General features: G+C 62.9%; 21 protein-coding genes. 14 read left to right on the top strand and 7 right to left on the bottom strand.

Annotated elements, in window-relative coordinates; translation table 11 throughout:
• The 12 genes from FJ443_RS14400 to FJ443_RS14345 all read left to right on the top strand — a co-directional run bounded on the left by FJ443_RS14400 (nucleotide 1) and on the right by FJ443_RS14345 (nucleotide 13,384).
• On the top strand, nucleotides 1–1,353 hold the full coding sequence (locus FJ443_RS14400) for an FAD-binding oxidoreductase (RefSeq protein WP_140516359.1): 1,353 nt from the start codon (nucleotides 1–3) through the stop codon (nucleotides 1,351–1,353).
• A 123-nt stretch (nucleotides 1,354–1,476) separates the two neighbouring features.
• Nucleotides 1,477–1,926, top strand: coding sequence for an EamA family transporter (locus tag FJ443_RS14395; RefSeq protein WP_140521117.1), 450 nt, complete (start codon nucleotides 1,477–1,479; stop codon nucleotides 1,924–1,926).
• Complete coding sequence (locus tag FJ443_RS14390) at nucleotides 1,923–2,930, top strand: NAD(P)-dependent oxidoreductase (RefSeq protein WP_140521116.1); 1,008 nt, start codon at nucleotides 1,923–1,925, stop codon at nucleotides 2,928–2,930. The genes FJ443_RS14395 and FJ443_RS14390 overlap by 4 nt, the downstream gene beginning before the upstream one ends.
• Before the next feature lie 104 nt (nucleotides 2,931–3,034).
• Entirely contained in the window at nucleotides 3,035–4,465 is a 1,431-nt protein-coding gene (locus tag FJ443_RS14385) for an aspartate aminotransferase family protein (protein ID WP_181168531.1), read from the top strand.
• Between the two features lie 11 nt (nucleotides 4,466–4,476).
• On the top strand, nucleotides 4,477–5,709 hold the full coding sequence (locus tag FJ443_RS14380; protein WP_140664560.1) for a DUF2029 domain-containing protein: 1,233 nt from the start codon (nucleotides 4,477–4,479) through the stop codon (nucleotides 5,707–5,709).
• On the top strand, nucleotides 5,706–6,464 hold the full coding sequence (locus FJ443_RS14375) for an FkbM family methyltransferase (protein ID WP_140521114.1): 759 nt from the start codon (nucleotides 5,706–5,708) through the stop codon (nucleotides 6,462–6,464). The genes FJ443_RS14380 and FJ443_RS14375 overlap by 4 nt, the downstream gene beginning before the upstream one ends.
• A 149-nt stretch (nucleotides 6,465–6,613) precedes the next feature.
• Nucleotides 6,614–9,175, top strand: coding sequence for an FAD-dependent oxidoreductase (locus FJ443_RS14370; protein ID WP_140521113.1), 2,562 nt, complete (start codon nucleotides 6,614–6,616; stop codon nucleotides 9,173–9,175).
• Between the two features lie 102 nt (nucleotides 9,176–9,277).
• Entirely contained in the window at nucleotides 9,278–10,123 is an 846-nt protein-coding gene (locus FJ443_RS14365) for a DUF1194 domain-containing protein (RefSeq protein WP_140664557.1), read from the top strand.
• Nucleotides 10,124–10,333: 210 nt separating this feature from the next.
• Entirely contained in the window at nucleotides 10,334–10,678 is a 345-nt protein-coding gene (locus FJ443_RS14360) for a peptidase inhibitor family I36 protein (RefSeq protein ID WP_140495638.1), read from the top strand.
• 140 nt (nucleotides 10,679–10,818) lie between these two features.
• Nucleotides 10,819–11,763 (top strand): ABC transporter substrate-binding protein, encoded by a 945-nt coding sequence (locus tag FJ443_RS14355; protein WP_140555034.1) that lies wholly within the window; start codon nucleotides 10,819–10,821, stop codon nucleotides 11,761–11,763.
• A 62-nt stretch (nucleotides 11,764–11,825) separates the two neighbouring features.
• Nucleotides 11,826–12,602: an ABC transporter permease gene (locus FJ443_RS14350; RefSeq protein ID WP_140664555.1), complete on the top strand. Its 777-nt coding sequence runs from the start codon at nucleotides 11,826–11,828 to the stop codon at nucleotides 12,600–12,602.
• On the top strand, nucleotides 12,599–13,384 hold the full coding sequence (locus FJ443_RS14345) for an ABC transporter ATP-binding protein (protein ID WP_140495641.1): 786 nt from the start codon (nucleotides 12,599–12,601) through the stop codon (nucleotides 13,382–13,384). Before FJ443_RS14350 ends, FJ443_RS14345 begins: the two co-directional genes overlap by 4 nt.
• 9 nt (nucleotides 13,385–13,393) lie before the next feature.
• On the opposite strand, the gene FJ443_RS14340 is transcribed toward FJ443_RS14345, so the two are convergent.
• The 3 genes from FJ443_RS14340 to FJ443_RS14330 form a co-directional block, all read right to left on the bottom strand.
• Nucleotides 13,394–14,395, bottom strand: a complete 1,002-nt coding sequence (locus FJ443_RS14340) for a GlxA family transcriptional regulator (RefSeq protein ID WP_140495642.1) — start codon at nucleotides 14,393–14,395, stop codon at nucleotides 13,394–13,396.
• Between the two features lie 271 nt (nucleotides 14,396–14,666).
• The gene (locus FJ443_RS31970; protein ID WP_127853696.1) at nucleotides 14,667–14,801 is read right to left on the bottom strand and encodes a hypothetical protein; all 135 of its coding nucleotides are present in this window, start codon (nucleotides 14,799–14,801) and stop codon (nucleotides 14,667–14,669) included.
• 358 nt (nucleotides 14,802–15,159) lie between these two features.
• Entirely contained in the window at nucleotides 15,160–15,345 is a 186-nt protein-coding gene (locus tag FJ443_RS14330) for a hypothetical protein (protein ID WP_140495643.1), read from the bottom strand.
• A gap of 217 nt (nucleotides 15,346–15,562) precedes the next feature.
• On the opposite strand from FJ443_RS14330, the gene FJ443_RS14325 reads away from it, so the two are divergent.
• On the top strand, nucleotides 15,563–16,462 hold the full coding sequence (locus tag FJ443_RS14325) for a LysR substrate-binding domain-containing protein (RefSeq protein WP_140495644.1): 900 nt from the start codon (nucleotides 15,563–15,565) through the stop codon (nucleotides 16,460–16,462).
• On the opposite strand, the gene FJ443_RS14320 is transcribed toward FJ443_RS14325, so the two are convergent.
• Nucleotides 16,463–17,443: an alpha/beta hydrolase gene (locus FJ443_RS14320; protein ID WP_140495645.1), complete on the bottom strand. Its 981-nt coding sequence runs from the start codon at nucleotides 17,441–17,443 to the stop codon at nucleotides 16,463–16,465.
• Nucleotides 17,444–17,689: 246 nt separating this feature from the next.
• Nucleotides 17,690–18,079 (bottom strand): hypothetical protein, encoded by a 390-nt coding sequence (locus tag FJ443_RS32065; RefSeq protein WP_318012663.1) that lies wholly within the window; start codon nucleotides 18,077–18,079, stop codon nucleotides 17,690–17,692.
• Between the two features lie 101 nt (nucleotides 18,080–18,180).
• On the opposite strand from FJ443_RS32065, the gene FJ443_RS14310 reads away from it, so the two are divergent.
• Nucleotides 18,181–19,209 (top strand): acyltransferase, encoded by a 1,029-nt coding sequence (locus FJ443_RS14310; RefSeq protein ID WP_224518991.1) that lies wholly within the window; start codon nucleotides 18,181–18,183, stop codon nucleotides 19,207–19,209.
• Nucleotides 19,210–19,250: 41 nt separating this feature from the next.
• Here FJ443_RS14310 and FJ443_RS14305 read toward each other — a convergent pair whose 3' ends face one another.
• Both FJ443_RS14305 and FJ443_RS14300 read right to left on the bottom strand, forming a co-directional pair.
• Complete coding sequence (locus FJ443_RS14305; protein ID WP_140495647.1) at nucleotides 19,251–21,380, bottom strand: ASKHA domain-containing protein; 2,130 nt, start codon at nucleotides 21,378–21,380, stop codon at nucleotides 19,251–19,253.
• The gene (locus FJ443_RS14300; protein ID WP_140495648.1) at nucleotides 21,331–22,305 is read right to left on the bottom strand and encodes a methyltetrahydrofolate cobalamin methyltransferase; all 975 of its coding nucleotides are present in this window, start codon (nucleotides 22,303–22,305) and stop codon (nucleotides 21,331–21,333) included. The genes FJ443_RS14305 and FJ443_RS14300 overlap by 50 nt, the downstream gene beginning before the upstream one ends.
• Between the last annotated feature and the right edge of the window lie 9 nt (nucleotides 22,306–22,314).

The following is a 22,314-nucleotide window of genomic DNA, read 5'->3' as shown; positions in this document are numbered from 1 at the left end:
ATGGCCGGCGAGCGCTTCGACAGCTTCGGGCGCGCGACGCCGCCCGCGCCCCACGCCATCGGCGTCGATGATGCTATCGTGCTGCTGAAGGGCGGCCAGGCCAGGCACGCCTCGCTGCTTGCCTATGGCAATGGCAGATCCTACGGCGATTCCTGCCAGAACGAGGCCGGCGCGGTCGTCGACATGCGGCCGTTGAACCGCATCCGCGCCTTCAATGCCGAGATCGGCCTTCTCGAAGCGGATGCGGGCGTGCTTCTGTCCGACATCATTGCCCACGCCGCGCCCTACGGCTTCTTCCCGGCAGTCGTTCCGGGCACGCAGTTCGTCACGCTCGGCGGCGCCATTGCCAACGACGTCCACGGCAAGAACCATCACCGGCGCGGCACGTTCGGCTGCCATGTCGAAAGTTTCACGCTGCTGCGGTCCAATGGAAGGACCTACCGCTGCTCCGCGACAGACAATCCGCGGTTGTTCCGGGCGACGATCGGCGGCATGGGGCTGACAGGCCTGATCCTGTCGGCCTCGATCCGGTTGATGCGGGTGCATTCCCTCGACATCATCGAGAAGGTGACGCCGTTTCGCGACCTGGGCGAATTTTTCGAGCTGGCCGAGGCGGCGGACCAGGCCAATGAATATGCGGTCGCCTGGATCGATCAGCTCGCCGGCGGCAGGCGCAGCGGGCGCGGCCTGCTGTTCACGGGCAATCACGCCGAGCATGGCTCGCATACCGCCGCGCGCGCCGGCGGCAATTTCGCGGTGCCGTTCCAGCCGCCGTTCAATGTGCTCAGCCGACCGTTCCTGAGCGCCTTCAATGCGGCCTACCGATGGAGGAAGGGCCGCTCTGCCGCGCCGCGCCAGGTCGGTTACCAGGGCTTCTTCTTCCCGCTGGACGGCGTGCGCGATTGGAACCGGCTTTACGGTCCGAACGGGCTGTTCCAGCACCAGAGCGTTGTGCCGGAAGAAGCCGCGCGTGAAGCGGTGCCGATGCTGCTCGCGGCTGCCAGGCGGGCCGGGCAGAGCTCGTTCCTCACTGTTCTGAAACGCTTCGGCGGCGTCCGATCCCCGGCGCTGCTCTCCTTCCCGCGACCTGGCTACACGCTGACGCTGGATTTCCCCAACAGGGGAGCCGCGACCCTGGCGTTGCTGGACGAACTCGACCGCATCGCCATCGGAGCCGGCGGGGCAGTCAACCCCTACAAGGATGCGCGTATGAGCGCCGCGACCTTCGCCGCGTCCTTTCCGGAGTGGTCACGGCTGGAGGCGCAGCGCGACCCGGCCTTCATGTCCGGCTTCTGGGCGCGCACAGCCAAAAACATCGACCTGCGAAGACGGGGTGCCGAGGCCGCCGAATAGATAAAATTGAAATGGATCGTGGTTAGCGATCGGTTAACGAGAAGATTTACTCAAAACGTCCTTGTGAGTTCACGAAATCTTTTCGGGTTTGTAATAGAAAGCGTCACGGGTGGGTGAGCGGACATGAAATATATCGTCTTCATTCTCTTTACGGTCATGACCAATGCGGCCGCGCAGCTGATGCTGAAGCAAGGCATGATGTCGCTTGGGCCGATCTCGTTCGAAGGCGCCAACCCGCTTATCAGGCTTTTGCAGATCGTCTTCAGCCCCTGGGTGTTCCTCGGCCTGTGCACCTTCGTCATTTCCATGGCCTCGCATCTCTACGTGCTGTCCAAGGTCGAGCTTTCCTTTGCCTATCCGTTCCTTAGCCTCGCCTATGTCGCCGTCGCGGTCTTCGCCTATTTCGTCTTTCGCGAGGACCTCAATGGCTGGCGCATCGCGGGTATCGGCTGCATCTGCGTGGGCACAGTGCTGATCGCCCAAAGCGGCCGAGACCTGGGTGACCACGGGCATGACGAGCAGACCGTTTCCATCACCTCCGACAAGATCGGCACCAGCGAGATCGTTCGATGAGACATCTGATTTTCGGCGGCGACGGCTTTGTCGGTCGCCACCTTGCCCCGAAGCTCGTGGCGGATGGCGAGGAGGTTGTCGTCGCCGACATCGTCAAGAGCGATCTTGCGCATTACCGCAACGTCGGCTTCGTCCATTGCGACGTGACCGATCCCGCATCGGTGGCGGCGGTTGGGCTGAAGGCCGACGACATGGTCTATAATCTGTCGGCAAAGATGCTGTCGCCGATCCAGGTGCGCGCCAAGCGGCACGATTTCTTCTTTCCGGTCAATTTCCATGGCACCGAGCATATCATGCAGGCGATGGACAAGGCTGGCGCACCCAGGCTTGTCCACTACACGACCGACATGATCTACGGCCATACGGTCACCTTCCCGATGACCGAGGAGCATCCGGTCGCGCCGCTCGGCGAATATGGCTGGTCGAAGCAGAAGACGGAGGAACTGGCCGCCGAATGGCGCAAGCGCGGCATGTCGATCTCGCTGTTTCGTCCGCGCCTGATCATCGGTCCCGGCCGCCTCGGCATCCTTGAAAAACTGTTCAAGCTGATCGACTGGAACCTTCCGGTGCCGATGATCGGCTCGGGCCGGAATCCATACCAGTTCATTTCTGTTTTCGATTGTGCGGAAGCTGCCCGCGCGGCCTGGAAAGCCGGCGTACCGAACGAGGCCTATAATCTGGGTTCGCTCAACCCGCCGCCGGTAAGGAAATTGCTCGGCGACCTGATCAGGCATGCCGGTTCGAAATCGATCCTGATTCCGACGCCGGGCTGGGCGGTGAAGCGCACGCTCGACCTGCTCGACCTGATGAACCTGCCGATTATGGATCCCGAGCAATATCTGATCGCCGACGAGGAGTGCGTGCTCGACGTCTCCAAAGCGGGACGCCAACTCGGCTGGGTGCCGCAACATCGCGACGAGGACATGCTGATCGCCGCCTACAGCGAATACCGCGCCAGGAAGGCCGGCCACGCCGTCGCCACCAAACATGTGCCCGCCGAATAGCAGCCCGCCAACAGTTTCATCTGCGCACGATCCCCGATCCTGCGCGCGGACAGGAGATTGAAATGACCGTCATGGCCAAGCCCGATCAGGCGAGCGCGCGCACCATGGTCAGCGCGCCGGCGCTGTCGCCAGCCACCATCGCCAAGCCTGACCTGATCAGCGTCGAGCAGGCCAAGGCGATGGACGTCGCTGCGATGACCGACCTGTTCAAGGCGCATCTCAACCCGGGCCAGCTGCATTTCATGAAGCTGCTCGGCTTCCACAAGATCAAGATCGAGCGCGCCGAGGGCATGTTCTACATCGACCAGAACGGCCGCAAGATCCTGGATTTCTTCGGCGGCTTCGGTTCGCTGGCCTTCGGCCACAACCATCCGCGCATCCTCGAAGCGCGCAAGAAATTCCAGGAGGAGAAGCGCCAGGAGATCGCCATCGCCTTCATGTCGCAATATGCGGCCGCGTTGGCCCACAACATCGCCAAATGTTCGCCCGGCGATCTCGACATGGTGTTTCTGGGCTCGTCCGGCTCGGAAGCGATGGAAGCGGCGGTAAAACTCGCCGAGCGTGCCGCCGGCCCGAAGCGGCCCAAAATCGTCTATGCCGAGAATTCCTTCCACGGCAAGACCAAGGGTGTGCTGGCGATCACCGACGGCCAGCTCTACCGCGCCGATTTCAAGGTGGCGGACAATGCGGTCCGGATTCCGTTCGCCGACATCGAAGCGGTCGAGCGCGCATTCCGCGCCGATCCCGAGATCGGCGTCATCGTGCTGGAAACCATCCAGGGTGGCGGCGGCATCATCCAGGCGCCCGCGGAATATTGGCGGAAGCTGCGCGCATTGTGCGATCAATACGGTGTGCTGTGGGTGGCCGATGAAGTGCAGTGCGGCTATGGCCGCTCCGGCCGCTTCTATGCTTTCGAACATTATGGCGTCGTTCCCGACGTGACGGCGCTCGCCAAGTCGCTCGGCGGCGGCAAGGCGGCGGTCGGCGCGATGGTCGCCAGGCGCGAGATCTATATGAAGGCCTACGGCACGCCGAAGACGGCGATGATCCATGCCATGGCGACTTTCGGCGGCATGGGCGAGGCCTGCGTCACCTCGATCGAAGCGCTCAACGTTCTCTATGACGAGGGCCTGATCGACAATGCCGCCGCTACCGGCGAGTACCTTTTGCAGCGCCTCCAGGCACTGAAGGACAAATACCCCAAGATCATCAAGGACGTCCGCGGTAAGGGGCTCATGATCGGGCTCGAGTTCCATGATTTTTCGCAGACCTTGCCGACGGTGTTGCGGCCGGTGGTCAGCGTGCTTGACGACAAGCTGAAGGGCTCGCTGTCGGGCTTCGTCGGAGCGCTGCTGCTGCGTGACCATGACGTGTTGGTCGCCTTCACCGAGTACAACCGCAACGTCATCCGGCTCGAGCCGCCGCTGATCTGCCAGCGCGAGCATGTCGACCGGTTCGTCGACGCTTTCGACAGCCTTTTGTCGCGCGGCATTGTGGGAATCGTGAAGGATTTCGTCAAAAGCCAGGTTCGTTGAGCCCCACGACGATGCTGACCAAGTCGCCCACTCCGCAAAACCCGCTCGACCGGCTCACAGCGGCCGGCCTGGCGTGGGGTGAGGGGACCTATGCGCGGCTGGCGGCACCCATCGGCGTGGCGGCTTTCGCGCTCTACATCCTTTTGACGGCGCTGACGGCCTGGTTGATGCCCGATTCTAATTGGGACATGCTTCCCTATCTCGCCATATCAGAGGAAGGCACATACCCCGATGCGCAGGCGCTGCATGATTATGCCTACAACACCGTCAAGGCCGGGGTCTCGGCAGGTGACTACAAGACGCTAACCGATGATGGCGGCGGCTTCCGCAGCCACATGGCGGAGAATGCCGCCGACTTCCATTCGCTGCTCGGCATGTACCGGATCAAGTTCCTCTACGCCGAGATCCTGTCGACGCTGAGCGCGGCGATGTCGCCGGTCGAAGCGATGCGGCTGGTGCAGGTGGCCTCGGTGCTGCTGTTCGGCGCGATCACGCTGCTCTGGCTGCGCTCGGAAAAGGCCTTGGCGCTGGCGCCGGTGATCGGCGCGGTGTTGATCATGGCCGATTTCGGCGATGCGGCGCGCGCCTCGACGCCGGATCTGCTGACTTCGGCGCTGCTGCTCGGCGGGCTTTACGCCTATGTCAGGGGCCGCGAGGCGGCGACGGCGATCCTGCTCTTCCTCGCCTTCATGGTGCGGCCGGACAATATTGTCTTTCTTGCCGTTTTCGCCGTTCTGCTCATCGCCTTCCGGCAGCAGGCATGGGGTGCGCTGGTCGGTTTTGCGGCGTCCTTCGTCGCCTATTTCGCCATCTCGCACTGGGCGCATCATCCTGGCTGGTGGCCGCATCTGTGGTTCTCCAGCGTCGAGCAGCACTACAATATGGACGGGTTCGAGCCGCCGTTCTCCGTCGTTGCCTATCTCAAGGCATTTGCCGCATCGCTGCTGCGCGCCGTCAACCTGAACAGCTGGGTCGGCGTCTCGGTGCTGGCGCTGGCCGGCTGGTACGCGGTCGGCCGTGCCGGCTTCCGGCTCGACCGACGCGCCGGCATTCTGTTCGCGGCGCTCGTGCTCGGCGCGCTGGCTAAATTCACCGTCTTCCCGATCCACGACACGCGCATCTATTTCCCGCATCTGGTTCCGCCATTCCTGTTGCTGGCCACCCCTTTCATGGCGCTGTGGGCGACAGTCGCCCGCGGCCAGCACCGCGCCGCCTTGCATCCAATTCCCGGAGACACGCCATGAGTTCGCTGTCCAGCCTGACGCGCATAGCGCTGTCGCTTGGCCTTCCGGCTGGTTTGCTCGACCGCGGTCCGTCGCTGCGCGGCACGAAATTCCTGGCCGGGGCGGCACTGAAAGCGCGTTTCGGCGGGACAAGGCGGCCCTTCCAGATGGTCAATGTCGGCGCCTGCGACGGCGCCCTGTTCGACGATGTCACACCCTGGCTGCATCGCATACCGGGCGCCCGTGCCCTGCTGGTCGAGCCGATCCCCTATAACCAGAAGCGCCTGCGCGCCAATTATCCCGATACCAGCCGCTTCATCATCGAGCCGGTTGCCGTCACGAAAATAAGGGGGACGATCACCGTCCACACCTTCGATGCCGCCGCGCTCGAGGCCGGCACGCTGCCGATCGAGTTCATCGGCTGCTCCTCGGTCACCGACACCAACCTGATGTCGGGCAAGAATGCCTGGGGCGAGGATGACGTGAATTTCAACAAGTTCGCGCCGTATCTCAGGGACATCGAAGTGCCATCCGAGACGTTGCAGACATTGCTCGACCGCAACGGCATCAGCCATATCGACGCCTTCCTCGTCGATTGCGAGGGCGCAGACTGGATGGTCTTCGAGCAACTCGATCTCCAACGCTACCGTCCGGGCATGATCAAGGTCGAGGTCGGCGCACTGCCCGCTCCGGAGATCGGCCAGGTCGTGGTCAAGCTCAAGACCGCCGGTTATCAGGTCGGTTTCCAGGCCGAGGACATCTGGGCCTTCGCCTGACCGCAGAGATTTTCCCTGATCCAAACTGGGTCGCGACGCATTCGCGGCGTGTCGCAAACAGGCGGTAGCGCGCTCATCGTCGTCTGCATATTGTGCGCCGATCAGACGGGCGCCGACGCCGCCCGCAACAGCACCTGGAGTCGCGGGCAATGGCAGAGTTTCCGAACAAGGCGAAGGTCGTCATCATCGGCCTGGGTGGCATTGTCGGCGCGTCAATCGCCCATCACCTAATCGAACGCGGCTGGGACGACATTGTCGGTATCGACAAATCAGGCATCCCGACCGACATCGGCTCGACGGCGCACGCTTCCGACTTCTGCTACACCACCAGCCACGATTTCCTGTCCTGCTGGACGACACTCTACTCCATCGATTTCTACGAGAAGATGGGCCACTACGCACGCATCGGCGGCCTCGAAGTCGCGCGCGTCGGCGATGACAGCCGCATGGACGAAATCAAGCGCAAGATCGCCTCGGCCAAGGCTTTTGGCACGCGCGCCCGGCTGATCGAACCGGCCGAGATCAAGGAGAAATTCCCGCTCATCGAAGAGGCAATGGTGCAGGGCGGCCTGTGGGATCCCGACGCCGGCCTGGTCATCCCGCGCTCGCAGACGGTCGCCGGCAAGCTCGTCGACCAGGCGGAAGCCTCGGGCAAGCTCAAATCCTTCGCCAACACGCCGGCCCGGTCGCTCGTCGTCAAGGACGGCCGCATCAGCGCCGTGGTGACCGACCGCGGCACTATCGAGGCCGACTACGTCATCGTCTGCGCCGGCATCTGGGGCCGGCTGATCGCCGAGATGGTGGGCGAGGACCTGCCCGTCATGCCGATCGACCATCCGCTCACCTTCTTCGGGCCCTACAACGAGTTCGCCGGCACGGGCAAGGAGATCGGCTGGCCGCTGCTGCGCGACCAGGGCAATTCCGCCTATATGCGCGACACCGGTGATCCCAAGACCGCCGAGGGCGGGCAGATCGAGTGGGGTTACTACGAAGAGACCAATCCACGCCTTTGCCATCCGCGCGACCTGCTCGAGAAGGACCAGGCCCGGCTTTCGCCTTCGCAGCGCGACCTCGACATGGAGCAGATCCTGGCGCCGCTGGAGCGCGCCATGGAACTGACGCCGATCCTGGGCGAGCTCGGTTACAACGAAAGCCATTCCTTCAACGGCCTGCTGCAGGTGACGGCGGATGGCGGTCCGTCGATGGGCGAGAGCCAGAAGGTGAGGGGGCTGTGGTATGCCGTCGCCATCTGGGTCAAGGACGGCCCCGGCATGGGCAAGCTCATCGCCGACTGGATGACGGACGGCCGCACCTCGATCGACCATCACGCGATCGACTATGCGCGCTTCTATCCGCACCAGACCAAGGAGCAGTTCATCTGGGATCGCTGCACCGAGACGGCGATGAAGGTCTACAATCCCGCCGTGCATCCGCGCGAGCCCTTCTCCAAGGGCCGCAACATAAGGCGCTCGCCCTTCTGGGAGCGCGAGAAGGAACTCGGTGGCTATTTCATGGAGCTGGGCGGCTGGGAGCGCGCGCACGGCTATGCCGCCAACGAGCATCTTCTGGAGAAATACGCCAACCGGGTGCCGGTGCGCGAGAACGAATGGGACAATCGCCATTTCTGGCGCGTGTCCAATGCCGAGCATCTGGCGATGAGCGAAGACTGCGGCATCGTCAACCTGTCGCACTTCTCGATGTATGACATCGAGGGACCTGACCACGTCGCGCTGCTGGAGTGGCTGTGCGCGGCCAAGATCGGCGGCGACAACAATATCGGCAAGGGCATCTACACCCACTTCCTCGACGAGGAAGGCATGGTGCGCGCCGACTTCACGGTCATCCGCATGGCCGACCGCTGCCGTTTGATCGATGGCGCGGACGCCGGCCCGCGCGACTTCCAGTACATGCGCCGCACCGCGCAGGATAAAGGTTTCGATGTCACCATCACCGATGTGACGGAAAAATACGTCACCATCGGCATCTGGGGCCCGAACGCGCGAGCAACCCTGCAAAAGGTGGTCGAGAATCCCGAGGGCCTTGCGCTGGAGAATTTCCCGTTCGCCGCGATCAAGCCGATCCGGATCGCCGGCAAGGACGTCACCGCCTTCCGCATCTCCTATGTCGGCGAACAGGGATGGGAACTGCACATGCGCTACGAGGACGGCCTGGCCGTCTGGGACGCGCTGCGCTCGACCGGCGTCATGCCGTTCGGCGTCGAGACCTATGCCAATACGCGGCGCATGGAAAAGAGCCTGCGTTTGCAGAATGCCGATCTGCTCACCGAGTACAACCTGCTCGAGGCCGATCTTGCCCGCCCGAAAGTGAAGGAGAACGACTTCTGCGGCAAGGCCAAGCACCTGGAATACCGCGCCCGCGAGCACCAGCCGGCGATGCTGTGCACGCTGGTGATGACCGAAAACACCGATTCCAAGGGCGTGGCGCGTTATCCGGTGGGCACGATGCCGGTGCTGGACCCCGAGACCGGAGAGACGCTGGTCGACGAACTCGGCCGCCGTTCCTTCACCACGTCGGTCGCTTACGGCCCGACCATCGGCAAGAACATCGCGCTCGCCTATCTGCCATGGGCCTATGCCCAAGAGGGCCGCAAGCTGAAGGTGGAGTATTTCGGCGAGACCTATCCGGTCGAAGTCGCTGGTGTCGGCTACAAGCCGCTCTACGATCCGGAGAATCTGAAGCCGAGAAGCTAGGCAACCTCCCAGCAGGGCTCGTGAGCAAATTTTTGGATAAGCCCGGCGGCCAAGGTCGGGCTTTTCTCTTTTTCGGCTGGCGATTCTGGCTTACCCTGCGGCATGTCTGCTTTTGCTCGCGCAAGACATCTGCTTTCAGGCGCCGCCGCCCTGGCGCTGATGCTGTGGCTGGCCCCGGTGTCGCTCGCGGACGAACCCGTCGACGTCGAACTGGTGCTGGCGGTCGACGTCTCGCTGTCCATGTCGGCGGACGAGCTCGAGATCCAGCGTCGCGGCTACGCGGCTGCATTGACGCACGATCATGTGCTGCAAGCCATCGCCGCCGGCGCTTATGGCAGGATCGCCGTTACTTATGTCGAATGGGCTGGCACCAACTCGCAGCACGTCATCGTGCCGTGGACGGTGATCTCCACTCGCGCCGACGCCGAGCAGGTGGTGGCGCGGCTGTCCGCCCAGCCTCCCAACAGCGCGCGGCGCACGTCTATCTCCGGCGCGCTGGAATTCGGCGCGGACCTTTTCGCCGAAAGTGGCTTTCAAGGGACGAAGCGGGTCATCGATATTTCCGGCGACGGCCCCAACAACCAGGGCGCGCCGGTCGATATCATCCGCGACGAGGTGGTCAAGCAAGGCATCGTCATAAACGGCTTGCCGCTGATGACCCGCGGCGGTTTCACCAGCGCCTACGATGTCAACGATCTCGACCGCTATTACAGCGACTGCGTCATCGGCGGTCCCGGAGCCTTCATGGTTCCGGTCAACGACTGGACGCAGTTTCCCGAAGCTATCCGCCGCAAGCTTGTGCTTGAGCTCGCCGGCCCGGCCTCGCCGCGGCCGGTTGACCAGGCCAATCGTCCGCCGGTGGTGCTGGCGCAGGCCGAACAAACCAGCGATTGCCTGGTCGGCGAAAAGATGTGGCGCAACCGCAATTGGATGCTCGATAGCCGCTGAGAAATTCCAGAAAAAGCGCATAGCGCTTTGCCGGTACGCGCGTAACGCTTTCCCTTTGGAATTGATTGAAAAAAATAGTTAAAGCGGTTCGGCGTTTCCGTGAAATGCCGAACTGTTCCAGGCTTGCCAGTCCGGCAGAAGCAGTGGCAAACTGATCTTGCCGCGCCATCCGGCGGGCGGGGTGACGCGGTCAAACCGAGGAAACACCAGATGAGACGTCTAGCTATCCTGACTGCGGTCGCGTCCATGCTTTACGCCGACGGCGCCAGCGCCCAATACGACGATCAGGCCGCCTGCATCATGTTCGAAAATGGCAATTTTCGCGGACGGTCGATCGCGCTCGGGGCCGACGATTCGGTCAATTTTCGCGGCCGCGAGTTCTGGAACGACCGCGTGTCGTCGGTGATCGTTCGCCGAGGCTGCACTCTCGTTGCCTATGAGGATTCGCGCAGGGGAGGCCGATCGATCGAGATCAGGCGCAGGGTCCGCGATTTCGGCGGTAGCGACTGGAACGACCGAATCTCGTCCGCGGAGTGCTACTGCGACCAGTATTGACGACAAGGTCCTCGGCCTTGCCGTTTTGTGGCGGCAAGGCGAACCTTCGTCGCCGACGATGTGGGCAAACACGGCCCTGTTCATTGACAGCCGGGCGGCGTCCGTGAACATTCCCCCAGAGAAAACAAAGGGGAACTGACATGAACAGGACCATTATCCTTACGCTGGCGCTTGCCGCCGGCTTGTCCGCGCCGGCGACGGCCGCCACATCGGTCACTATCGGGATCAGCGGCTGGACCGGCTTCGCGCCGCTAACGCTCGCCAAACAGGCGGGACTCTTCGAGAAGCACGGCCTCGACGTGACCTTGAAGAAAGTGCCGCAGGCCAGCCGCCCGCTCGCCATCGCCAGCGGCGACCTGCAATGCGCCGCCACCACGGTCGAGACGTGGCAGGTGTGGAACGCCAGCGGCGTGACCACCAAGCAGATCTTCCAGCTCGACAAATCCTACGGCGCCGACGGCATCGTGGTGCGCAACGACATCAAGACCGTCGCCGACCTCAAGGGCAAGACTGTCGCGTCCTCGGCGCCGGGCACCTCGCCCTATTTCCTGCTGGCCTGGGTGCTGAACAAGAACGGCATGTCGACAAAGGATGTCACGGTCGTCAATCTCGAGCCGGACGCGGCGGCGCAGGCCTTCCTTGCCGGCCAGAACGACGCGGCCGTCACCTATGAGCCGTTCATCTCGGCGGTGCGCGACAAGGCCGACCAGGGCCACATATTGGCGACCACGCTCGACTACCCGATGGTGCTCGACACGGTCGGCTGCACGCCCGAATTCCTCAAAGCCAATCCGGACGCCGCCAAGGCGCTTGCCGACAGCTATTTCGACGCGCTCGACCTGATCAAGAAGGACCCGCAGAAATCCTACGGCATCATGGGCGCGGACGTGAAACAGTCGGCCAAGGAGTTCGAGGATTCGGCGAAGTACCTGAAATGGGCCGACCGGGCGGAGAACAAGCAGTTCTTCACCAAGGAGTTCCAGGATTTCTCCAAGACCGCCGGCGAGCTTCTGCTGCAGATGGGGCTGATCAAGGAAGCGCCTGACGTCTCCACGCTGGCCGATACCAGCGCCGTGGCGAACTGACCGGCCGCTGTCTCGCGGCGGCGCCCCGCGCCGCCGTTTCGCTTTCACAAGGACCGTTGTAAATGCCGCGCCCCCTGCATCCGATCTCGCCGGGCACGCGAACCGTGCTCGGCATTTCCTTCTTCGTGCTGTTCGTCGTTTTCTGGACGTGGATCACGCTTGGAGGCCACGTCAACCGCATCTTTCTCGCGGATCCGCTATCGATGCTGCGGGATGGCTGGCGGCTGCTGGTCGAGGACCGGTTCTGGCTCGACATACTGATCACCATCTGGCGCGTCTTCGGCGGCTTCGTGCTGGCATCGGCCGTCGCCGTGCCGCTGGGCATAGCGATGGGCGCGTGGAAACCTGTCGAGGCGTTCCTGGAGCCGTTCGTCTCCTTCGCCCGCTACCTGCCGGCCTCGGCCTTCATTCCGCTGCTTATCCTTTGGGCCGGCATAGGCGAACTGGAGAAGCTGCTGGTCATCTTCGTCGGCTCCGTGTTCCAGATCATCCTGATCATCGCAGTAAAGGTCGGCTCCACGCGTCGCGATCTCGTCGAGGCGGCCTACACGCTCGGCTCCACGGACAACGGCATCGTCAAGCGTGTGATCATGCCCGCCAATGCGCCCGAGATCGCCGAGACGCTGCGGCTGGTGCTCGGCTGGGCTTGGACCTATGTCATCGTCGCTGAACTGATCGGCTCGTCGTCGGGCATCGGCTACATGATCATCAACAGCCAGTCGCGACTGGCAACCGGCCAGATCATCTTCGGCATCATCGTCATCGGGCTGATCGGGCTGTTGTCCGATCTTGCCTTCAAGGCGCTTAATCGCTGGCTCTTCCCATGGAGCCTGGCATGAGCAAGCTTCTCATCGAGGGCGTCTCGCGCACGTTCGCCGGCGTGCGCGGCGGCTCACCGGTCCAGGCGCTGATGCCTGTCGACCTGGCGGTCGCGGCCAATGATTTCATCACCATCCTGGGACCTTCGGGATGCGGGAAGTCGACGCTCTTGCGCATCGTCGCCGGGCTGGAGGCGCCGAGCGAAGGGCGCGTGCTGCTCGACGGCAAAGCGGTGACCCGGCCGGGGCCGGATCGCGGCATGGTCTTCCAGTCCTACACGCTGTTCCCATGGCTGACGGTCGCCGAAAACATCGCCTTCGGCCTGCGCGAACGCGGCATGGCCGAGCGGGAGAGGGGCGAAATCGTCGCCTCCTATATCGACCTCGTCGGGCTGGAGGGCTTCGAGAACCACTGGCCGAAGCAACTTTCCGGCGGCATGCAGCAGCGCACGGCGATCGCCAGGGCGTTGGCCAACGACCCCGCGATTCTTTTGCTGGACGAGCCGTTCGGCGCGCTCGACAACCAGACGCGCGGGCTGATGCAGGAACTGCTGCTCGGCATCTGGGAACGGCGCAAGAAAACGGTTCTGTTCGTCACCCACGACATCGAGGAGGCGATCTTCATGGCGTCGCGCGTGGTGGTGATGACGGCCAGGCCCGGCCGGATCAAGTCGGACGTCGCCATCGACCTGCCGCACCCGCGCCACTACACGCTGAAGACCAGTCCGGAATTCTCCGTGTTGAAGGCGCGGCTGACCGAGGACATCCGCGTCGAGGCGATGCGGTCGGCAGAGGTGCTCTGAGGCGCGCCTCTATGCCGCCAGCAGCTGCTTGCGGTCGACGCGCTCCTGCTGCGGCGAGCGGGCGTAGAGCTCGCGGTAGCATTTCGAGAAATGCGAGGCCGAGACGAAGCCGCAGGCGACCGCCACCTCGACCACCGGCATCGAGGACTGGATCAAGAGATGCCTTGCACGGTCGAGGCGGATTTCGAGGTAGTAACGGGCCGGCGAGCGTCCCATCTCGGTGCGGAACAGCCGCTCGATCTGCCGGCGCGACAGGTCGACATGGTCGGCGATCTCGATCAGCGACAGCGGCTCCGACAGATTGCCTTCCATCAGTTCGATGATGGTCAGCACTTTCGAGTTCTGTACGCCGAGCCGGGCACGCAGCGGCAGGCGCTGGCGGTCGGTCGGGCTGCGCACACGGTCGGTCAGCACCTGTTCGCAGACGCGGTTGACGAGATTCTCGTCGAAATCGTCGCCGATCAGCTTCAGCATCATGTCGAGCGCGGCGGTGCCGCCGGCGCAAGTGTAGATGTTTTGGTCGATCTCGAACAGGTCGGCAAAGACATTGGCTTTCGGGAATGCCTCGGAGAAGCCGGGCAGGTTCTCCCAATGGATGGCGCAGCGCTTGTTGGACAACAGGCCGGCAGCGGCCAGAACATGCGCTCCGGTGCACAGGCCGCCGACGGAGACGCCGCGATTGTATTCCTCGCGCAGCCAGGCAAAGGCGGACTTGTTCTGGTAGCGCTCGACATTGGTGCCGCTACAGACGATGGCCATGTTGGGGCGATCCGGCCCTCCCATCTTCCTGCGCTCCTCCTCCAGCGAGGTGTTGACCGCGCATTCGACACCGTTCGAAGCGCGCACCGGCTTGCCGTCGATGCTGGCGAGGCGCCATCGATAGGCCTCGTAGCCGAGCATGCGATTGGCCGAGCGCAGCGGGTCGAGCGCCGTCGCAAACGCGATCATGGTGAAGTCGGGAATGAGAAAAAATACAAACGATCGCTTGATCGGATGCTTAACGGCGTTCACGGGAACCTCACGCAGCCATGGCGCGAACAGAATGTCGCGAATAGCATAGCGACAACAGGAAAAACCATCCTTGTCAATCGGCTAAGGAGCTTTAGCAAGATTTAATTTGCGACATGGGTCGCAAATGGGCAATCGTGTTGCGATGCCGCGCAGCCGCGGCGCCGTTCGCGATGGAAGCGCCGTCAGGGTGTGCAAACAAACGCCGCCTCGGCGGAACCGGGCGGCGTCATCTATTCAGGCAGCGCGAGGGAGCGCTGCCTGCGGGATCGGTTCAGGCGACGAAACCGAGGCGTGCGGCAGCCATGGCGCCGGTCTGGCCGGGCATGGTGTTGGCGAGGCGCTGGCGCTCGAGGGCCGTGGTCAGGTTCATTTCGCGGCGAGGGAAAAGGCGGGCAAAAAGCTTCATGTTCATCTCCAATCGGTTGCTCAGACGGGTCGCCTTCGCTTGATGGAGTGGGGCAGCTCGTTTGCTGGCGTGGATATAGGCTTGTGTAAGTAAAAACTAAATCGCAAAAGCGAAGCACTTGATATGAAAAGCGACACGCAAGGCGGGAGCCTTTGTAGGCACTCCCGGATTTTTCGTTAGCTTACAAAGCGTTAGCTCAAAACCCAGCCGCTATGCGGCTTGTTCATATGCGCCATGCAGCGGCAGCATGGCTCCGAAATTCATGTGAACGCAAATAAAACGGCAAAACAGGTCGGTAAAACAAGAAGACCTGCCGGGCGGTTTGCGCGGCAGGCCTTCAATGCATGGTACACACGGTTTACTTTGCTCCAGCCCAGGATCCGACGCCGGCGCGTATGCCGGCCTTCGTGTCGGCCGCTTCAGGCCAGCCAATATCCTTCTGCAGCTCGATCGGCAGGGAGCGGATGGCGCGTTCGGTCTGGTAGCGGGCGCGGGCCGCGCTGAATTCGGTCGCAAGCCGACCGATGGATGACAGGATAGACATTTCGATCTCCTCATGTCGGGGCGGAAGTGCCCGGCAATGCCTTACGTCAGGTCTGTATCAGCTTCATTGCATGTCGAAGGCAGGTCTGTGTCGTGATCGTTTCGTGGCTGCCTTGGCAGCATCCTGCTTCGATGGAGTTGACTATGCGCTCGAACTGATGTTCAATCAAACGAAATGGAATGACAGTTTGCATCAGAAAAATTGAAGGTCGATCGTCATGAACGCCCCACTCAATCATCCGCTGCCGCTGCTGGACCTCGACGTGCTGCGCACTTTCGTGGCGATCGCCGAAACCGGCAGCTTCACCACCGCGGCCAATGCGGTCTTCCGTACGCCCTCGGCGGTCTCCATGCAGATCAAGAAGCTGGAAGATATTCTGGGCCGCTCGGTGTTCGCGCGCGATGCGCGCTCGGTGACGCTGACCACCGACGGGGAAATGCTGCTGGGCTATGCCCGTCGTCTGCTGTCGATCAATCGCGAGGCGGTGTCCAAGTTCATCATTCCCGATATTGTCGGCGTGGTGCGGCTGGGTTCGCCGGACGATTATGGCGAGCGCGTGCTGCCGCATGTGCTGAAGCGTTTTGCGCAGTCGCATCCATCGATCGCCGTCGACGTCACCATCGACCAGAGCAGCAATCTGCGCCGGCGCATGGATGACCGGGCGCTCGACATCACGCTGCTCACCAATTCCTACAAGACCAGCGCGCTCGGCGCCGAGGTGCTGTTGACGGAGCCGATCGTCTGGGCCGGCGCCAAGGGCGGCTGCGCGCATCTGCGCGAACCCTTGCCGGTGTCGCTGTGGGAAGAGGGCTGCGCCTGGCGGGCAGGGGCGCTCGAAGCGCTGAGCCGCGAGGGCCGCAACTACCGCATCGCGTATATGAGCGCGCATACGGCCGGCCAGCGCGCCGCCATCATGTCAGATCTCGCCGTGGCGCCGCTGCCGAAGTCTTTCCTCGGCAACGACATGGTCGAGCTCTGCCCCAAGGACGGCATGCCCGATATCGGCACCTATAACCTCGCCATGGTGGTAGCGCCGGACGCCAGCGCGCCGGTCAAGGCGGTGGCCGACCACATCCGGGCGACGTTCGAAGTCTTCCGGGAAACCGGCAAGTTCTGATCAACCGGGGTGCTCTGACTGGAGGCTCTGCCCCGAAGCCTCGGTGGACGGCGCTTCGAAGCTTGCGCCGGCGCCTTCAACAAGGGGCGAGGGGTTCTCGGTCAGAAACGCCACGATCCGTTCGCGCGCGCGGCGCGATTCCGGCATGTCGATCAGCGGCCAGACGTGGAACATGCCTTCCTCGTGCACGAGCTCTACCTCGACGCCAGCGGCCCGTGCTTTTTGTGCGAAGATCAGATTGTCGGGCGTGAGAAGATCGCGAGAGCCCGCCAGGAGCAATGTCCTGGGCAGCACCGAGAGGTCGCCATAGACGGGGCTGATATGCCAGTCCGTCGGGTCTATTCCGGCACTGTAGAGCCGGATAGCCTCCCGTCCGCCCGCGATGCCCAGCCAGGGATCGTTCCGCTCCGCCTCGAACACCTCGGGGTTTGCAAGCGAGACGTCGAGCCCGGGTGAGATCAGCACATGGCGCGACGGCAAGGGCAGGCCTTCTTCGGCAGCCATCATGGTGAGCACCACGGCCATGTTGCCGCCGGCGGAATCGCCCATGAAGATGATGTCTTCCGCCTCCGTCTCGCCGAGCATCCGGCGATAGACGTCGCCGACCATGCCGAACATGGCGTGGAAGTCATGCTCGGGCGCGATGGGATAGATGGGCACCGTAAAGGCATAGCCCAGCCGGTCGGCCATGTCGGCGATCAGGTGCCAATGATAGGGCGTGATTTCAAAGACATAGGCGCCGCCGTGCAGATAGAGAACCCGCTTGCGCTCGCCGGCCCTGGGGGCGATCTCGTAGACGGGAAAGCCGTCGACGGTGCGCGTCTCGATGTTGAAGCGCTGCTGCACTGACACCGGAGGGTGATGGTCCTCTGTCCGGCGCGCCGCAGCGATCCAGCGCTGCAGGTTTTCCGGGCTGGAAAACGCCTTCTTGCGACTGTGCCTGAGCACGAAGGACACGACGTGGCTTTTCAAACTTGGCATGCGGATACACGAACTTCGGCGGCAGCCGACTAAGAGAAGTCCCCTTCATATTTGAAGATCGTGCCCTGGTCGAAGATGTCAAGATTTACGCTGTGTGCACACGTCGCTGTGATCGGCGCCGCATTTCTCGCGGGAGGGATCAGCGCTGCGGCAGAAGGGCTGCGCGCAGGCGGTTGCTGGTGACGGCCGGAGCCCCTCGCGGGCTCCGGCGCGTGCCGAGCAGTTTGCACTTTTCGGCAAAGGTCATCAGCGCGTAAAGCCCAAAAGCAAGGCGGAAAGCGCCGCCTGCGGGTCGCTGGGCGGCGAGGCCGGCCAGCCGATGTCCTTCTGGACATGTGCCGGCAGGCTGTTCAGGGCGCGGACGGCCTTGTTCCTGGCACGGGCCTGCCTGATGGTCGCACCGTAGCGGCCGAGATTTTCAAACATCGACATTTTCATCTCCCTTGAAGAACGGCGGCGGCCGAGGATTATCTTCGGCCGCCGTTCGATGCCGGGTAAATGCGCCTGCCATGTATCGGTCGGATTTCGCGAAAACGGTGATTTGGTTTCCGGATCAGTCAATCCGGAAACATTTGCATACAAATGAAATTGCAGGTGATTGACACCCCCGAGCGATCGCTTCTCGGCCGCGTCCAAGAGGGCGTGCCGCGATCCTACCTAGCTTGCCCGTTGACAGCAGATGGCGGATGTCTGCTATTGTGCATTGCAGCATCGGGGGTGCGGGTAAGGAGTATGGCGTGAATGACATTCACAGTATCCAATACCTTCGAGGACTCGCCGCTTCCGCGGTAGTTTGCTTTCACATCAACGAACAGTTCGGCGGTCCGTTCGCGGTCGGTGCTGCTGGCGTCGACCTGTTTTTTGTCATCAGCGGTTTCATCATGTGGGTGACCACGGCCGATCGCCCTGCCAATCCACGGCGTTTCATATGGCGTCGGATTGTTCGCATCGTGCCGCTCTATTGGATCGTCACGGTGCTGACCGCGCTGGCAATTTTCCTCAAGCCGCAATTTCTCTACGGACATGTGCTGAGCCCGGAAAATTTTTTCGGCTCGCTGGTGTTTCTTCCGATCGTGCAGGATGGGGTACTTCATCCCGTGGTGATCCAGGGCTGGACGCTGTGTTATGAAATGATGTTTTACGTCATTTTCGCCTTGGCGCTCTTTTTAGGCGAGAAGCAGCGTTTTGCCGTGCTGATCGGCGTGCTGACGGTGATGGTCGCATCGAACTTGCTGCTCAAAGGCTACCGCTTTACCTCTCCCCTCATGCTCGAGTTCGCGGCCGGCATTGTTATCGGGCGGCTGTGGATGGAGGATATTCGGCTCCGGCTTGTGCCGGCGCTGTCGCTGGTTGTTGGCGGATTTCTCCTGTTGATGACGATCCAGATGCTTGACCCCGAGCTGCCTCGTGTTCTGCGTTGGGGTATTCCGGCGACCCTGATCGTTGCCGGAGCGGTTTTTGCCGAGCGTGCCAGACCGTTCAACCCCGTGGCCTTGTTTACATTTTTTGGTAGTGCCTCGTATTCGATCTACTTGTGGCATGTGCTGGTGGTTGTCGTGGTAACTGGCATCATGCTGCGGCTTGGGGTTCCGCCAAATTGGCAGCCGGCGCCGATTGCCTTGATCAGCATCGCGCTTTCCGCGATGCTTTACCTGTCGATTGAAAAGCCGCTGACGGGCTTTCTCAACCGGTCGCGCGTCAAAAGCATGCCGTTGCTGGCTCAGCGGCCCAGCTTGCGCTTGCCATCGAATGAGGCAAACGACTGACAAGCGGCCAAGGCGCCTCGGCGTTGCATTGTGCCCTAATTTTATTCCCGGCCACGTCGCGCGGCGTGGCCTTCGCGCGAGCGCCGGCGCGGGGTGGCGTCGCCGGCGATGCCGTCTTCGCTCACCGTCTTGCGCGGCGGCAGCTTCACCGCCGCCGACAGTTTCGGGAACGGATCGACCTTGTTCGGCAACGCCATCGCATAGACGAAGTGCTCCTGGAATTTGGGCTCCAGTGCGGTCTCGATCTTCTCGATCTGGCTCACCGTCTCCTCGATCTCGCGACGATAGCCGCGATTGAGCAGCGCCATGCGCGCGCCCGCGCCGGCGGCGTTGCCGACGGCCGAGACCTTGTCGAGGTCGCAATCGGGGATCAGGCCCAGCACCATGGCGTATTTTGGATCGATGAAGGAGCCGAAGGCGCCGGCGAAGTGGATGCGGTCGACATGCTCGGTGTTCTGCTTTTCCATCAACAGCTTGGTGCCGGCATAGAGCGCCGCCTTGGCGAGCTGGATGGCGCGCACATCGGTCTGGGTGATGGTGATCTTCGGCTCGCCTTCCTTCAGCACGTAGGAGAAGGTGCGGCCGTTGGCGACGATACGCGGCGAGCGCATGCTGAGCGATCCGTCGACGACGCCGTCTTCCGAAATGATGCCGGCCAGATACATCTCCGCAACGATCTCGATGATGCCGGAGCCGCAAATGCCGGTGACGCCGGTCGCCTGCACGCTGTCGAGGAAACCCGGCTCGTCGGACCACAGTTCAGAGCCGATGACGCGGTATTTCGGCTCGAGCGTGTCGGGATCGATGCGCACGCGCTCGATGGCGCCGGGCGCGGCGCGCTGGCCGCCGGAAATTTCCGCGCCTTCGAAGGCGGGACCGGTGGGCGAGGAAGCAGCCACAACTCGCGCACGATTGCCGAGCACGATCTCGGCATTGGTGCCGACGTCGACGATCAGCATCATCTCGTCCTGGCGATGCGGGCCCTCCGACAGCGTCACCGCCGCGGCGTCGGCGCCGACATGGCCGGCGATGCAGGGCAGCATGTAGAGCCGTGCGCCCGGGTTGAGCTTGAGGCCGATATCCGAGGCCTTGATGCGCACCGCGCCGGAGACGGCGAGCGCGAAGGGGGCACCGCCGAGTTCAGTCGGATCGATGCCGAGGAACAGATGGTGCATGATCGGATTGCCGACGAAGACGGAATCCAGGATATCGTTGCGCTGGACACTGCCCTCCGCGCAGACCTTGTCGACAAGGCCGGAGATCGCCTCGCGCACGGCGACCGTCATGCCTTCGCGGCCATCCGGGTTCATCATCACATAGGAGACGCGGCTCATCAGATCCTCGCCGAAGCGGATCTGCGGGTTCGACGTGCCTGACGAAGCGGCGACGCGGCCCGACAGCAGCGACACCAGATGCATGGCGATGGTGGTCGAGCCGATATCGCAGGCCAGCCCATAGGCCTCGTTCTTGAGGCCGGGCCACAAAGCGATGACGCGCGCGATATCGCTGTCGGCATCCTTGTGGATGGCGGCGGTCGCGGTCCAGTTGCCCTTGCGCAAGATGCCCTGCACCTGCGGCAGCAAATAGAAATCGAATTCGAGGTTCTTGAAGTTCCAGTCCTTCATCAGCGCGATCTTGAGCCGGTCGAGATCGCCTGAAGGATTGTGCATGTCGGGTTCTTCGATTTCGACATAGCACATGCGGATCGCCGTATCGCGCGCGATCACCCTGGTGTCGGCATCCTTGCGGATGGTCTGTGCGTTGATGACCGTGTCCTGCGGCACGTCGATGACAAGGTCGCCGAGGATCTGCGCCGAGCAGGAGAGGCGGCGCCGTTCCGGCAGGCCGCGCACGCGCTCATAGCGCTCTTCCTTGGGCCCTTTGGGCGAGATGTGGTCGTTGGAGGAGACGATCTTGTGCTTGGCGAAATTGCCTTCCTGCACCTCGATCTGGCAGCGCCCGCAAGTGGCGCGCCCGCCGCACACGCTCTCGACATAGACGCCGAGCTGGCGCGCGGCGTCGAGCACCGGCGTGCCGACCGGAAACCGCCCGCGTTTGCCCGACGGCATGAACAGCACGAGCGGATCGGTGATGTTGGTATGCGAATTCACGATTGCGCGCTTATCCCCTTGCCATGCGGGCTTCACGACCGCCACGACGGCGACCGCCATTGCCGCCGCCTTCGCCTGGTGCATTGACCGCCGTCGGAGCGGCGACCGCTTGGCCGCCTTCGGCCGGCTTGTAATCCTTATAGGTGCGAATCCAGTTGGTGCAATTCTCGTCGGTGCCGTTCAGAACGTTGGCGCCGCGCACGGCTTCCATTTCCTGCGGACGCACCGGGTTCATGATGGCCGATGTCATGCCGGCGCCGATCACCATCGGGATGAAGGCGGCGTTGATGCCGTGGCGGTGCGGCAGGCCGAAGGAGATGTTGGACAGGCCGCAGGTGGTGTTGACCTTCAGTTCCTCGCGCAGGCGCCGCAGCAGGGCGAACACCTGGCGGCCGGCGTCGCCGAGCGCGCCGATCGGCATGACCAGCGGGTCGACGACGACGTCATGCGCCGGAATGCCGAAATCGGCGCAGCGCTGCACGATCTTCTTGGCGACGGCGAAGCGCACATCCGGATCCATCGAAATGCCGGTCTCGTCATTGGAGATGGCGACGACCGGCACGTTGTATTTCTTGATCAGCGGCAGGATGGCTTCGAGTTTTTCCTCCTCGCCGGTGACGGAGTTGACCAGCGGACGGCCCTTGGCGACCTTGAGCGCCGCCTCGATCGCGGCGGTGACCGAGGAGTCGATCGACAGCGGCAGGTCGACCAAGCCCTGGACGATCTCCAGCGTCTGTACCAGCAATGCCGGCTCGGTCGCGTTGGGGTCGACGGCGGTGACGCCGGCATTGACGTCGAGCATGGTGGCGCCGCAAGCGGCCTGTTCCAGCGCGTCCTTGATGACGGTTTCGAAATTGCCGGCGATCATCTCGGCGGCGAGCTTCTTGCGGCCGGTCGGGTTGATGCGCTCGCCAATCACGCAGAAGGGCTGGTCGAAGCCGATGATGATTTCTCGTGTCGCCGAGGCAACGATGGTCCGGGTCATGAAATCTCT

It is taken from the genome of Mesorhizobium sp. B2-6-1, from assembly GCF_006440475.1.
In the GTDB taxonomy this organism is placed as follows: Bacteria; Pseudomonadota; Alphaproteobacteria; order Rhizobiales; family Rhizobiaceae; genus Mesorhizobium.
This window is presented reverse-complemented; position numbering and strand designations above follow the sequence as displayed.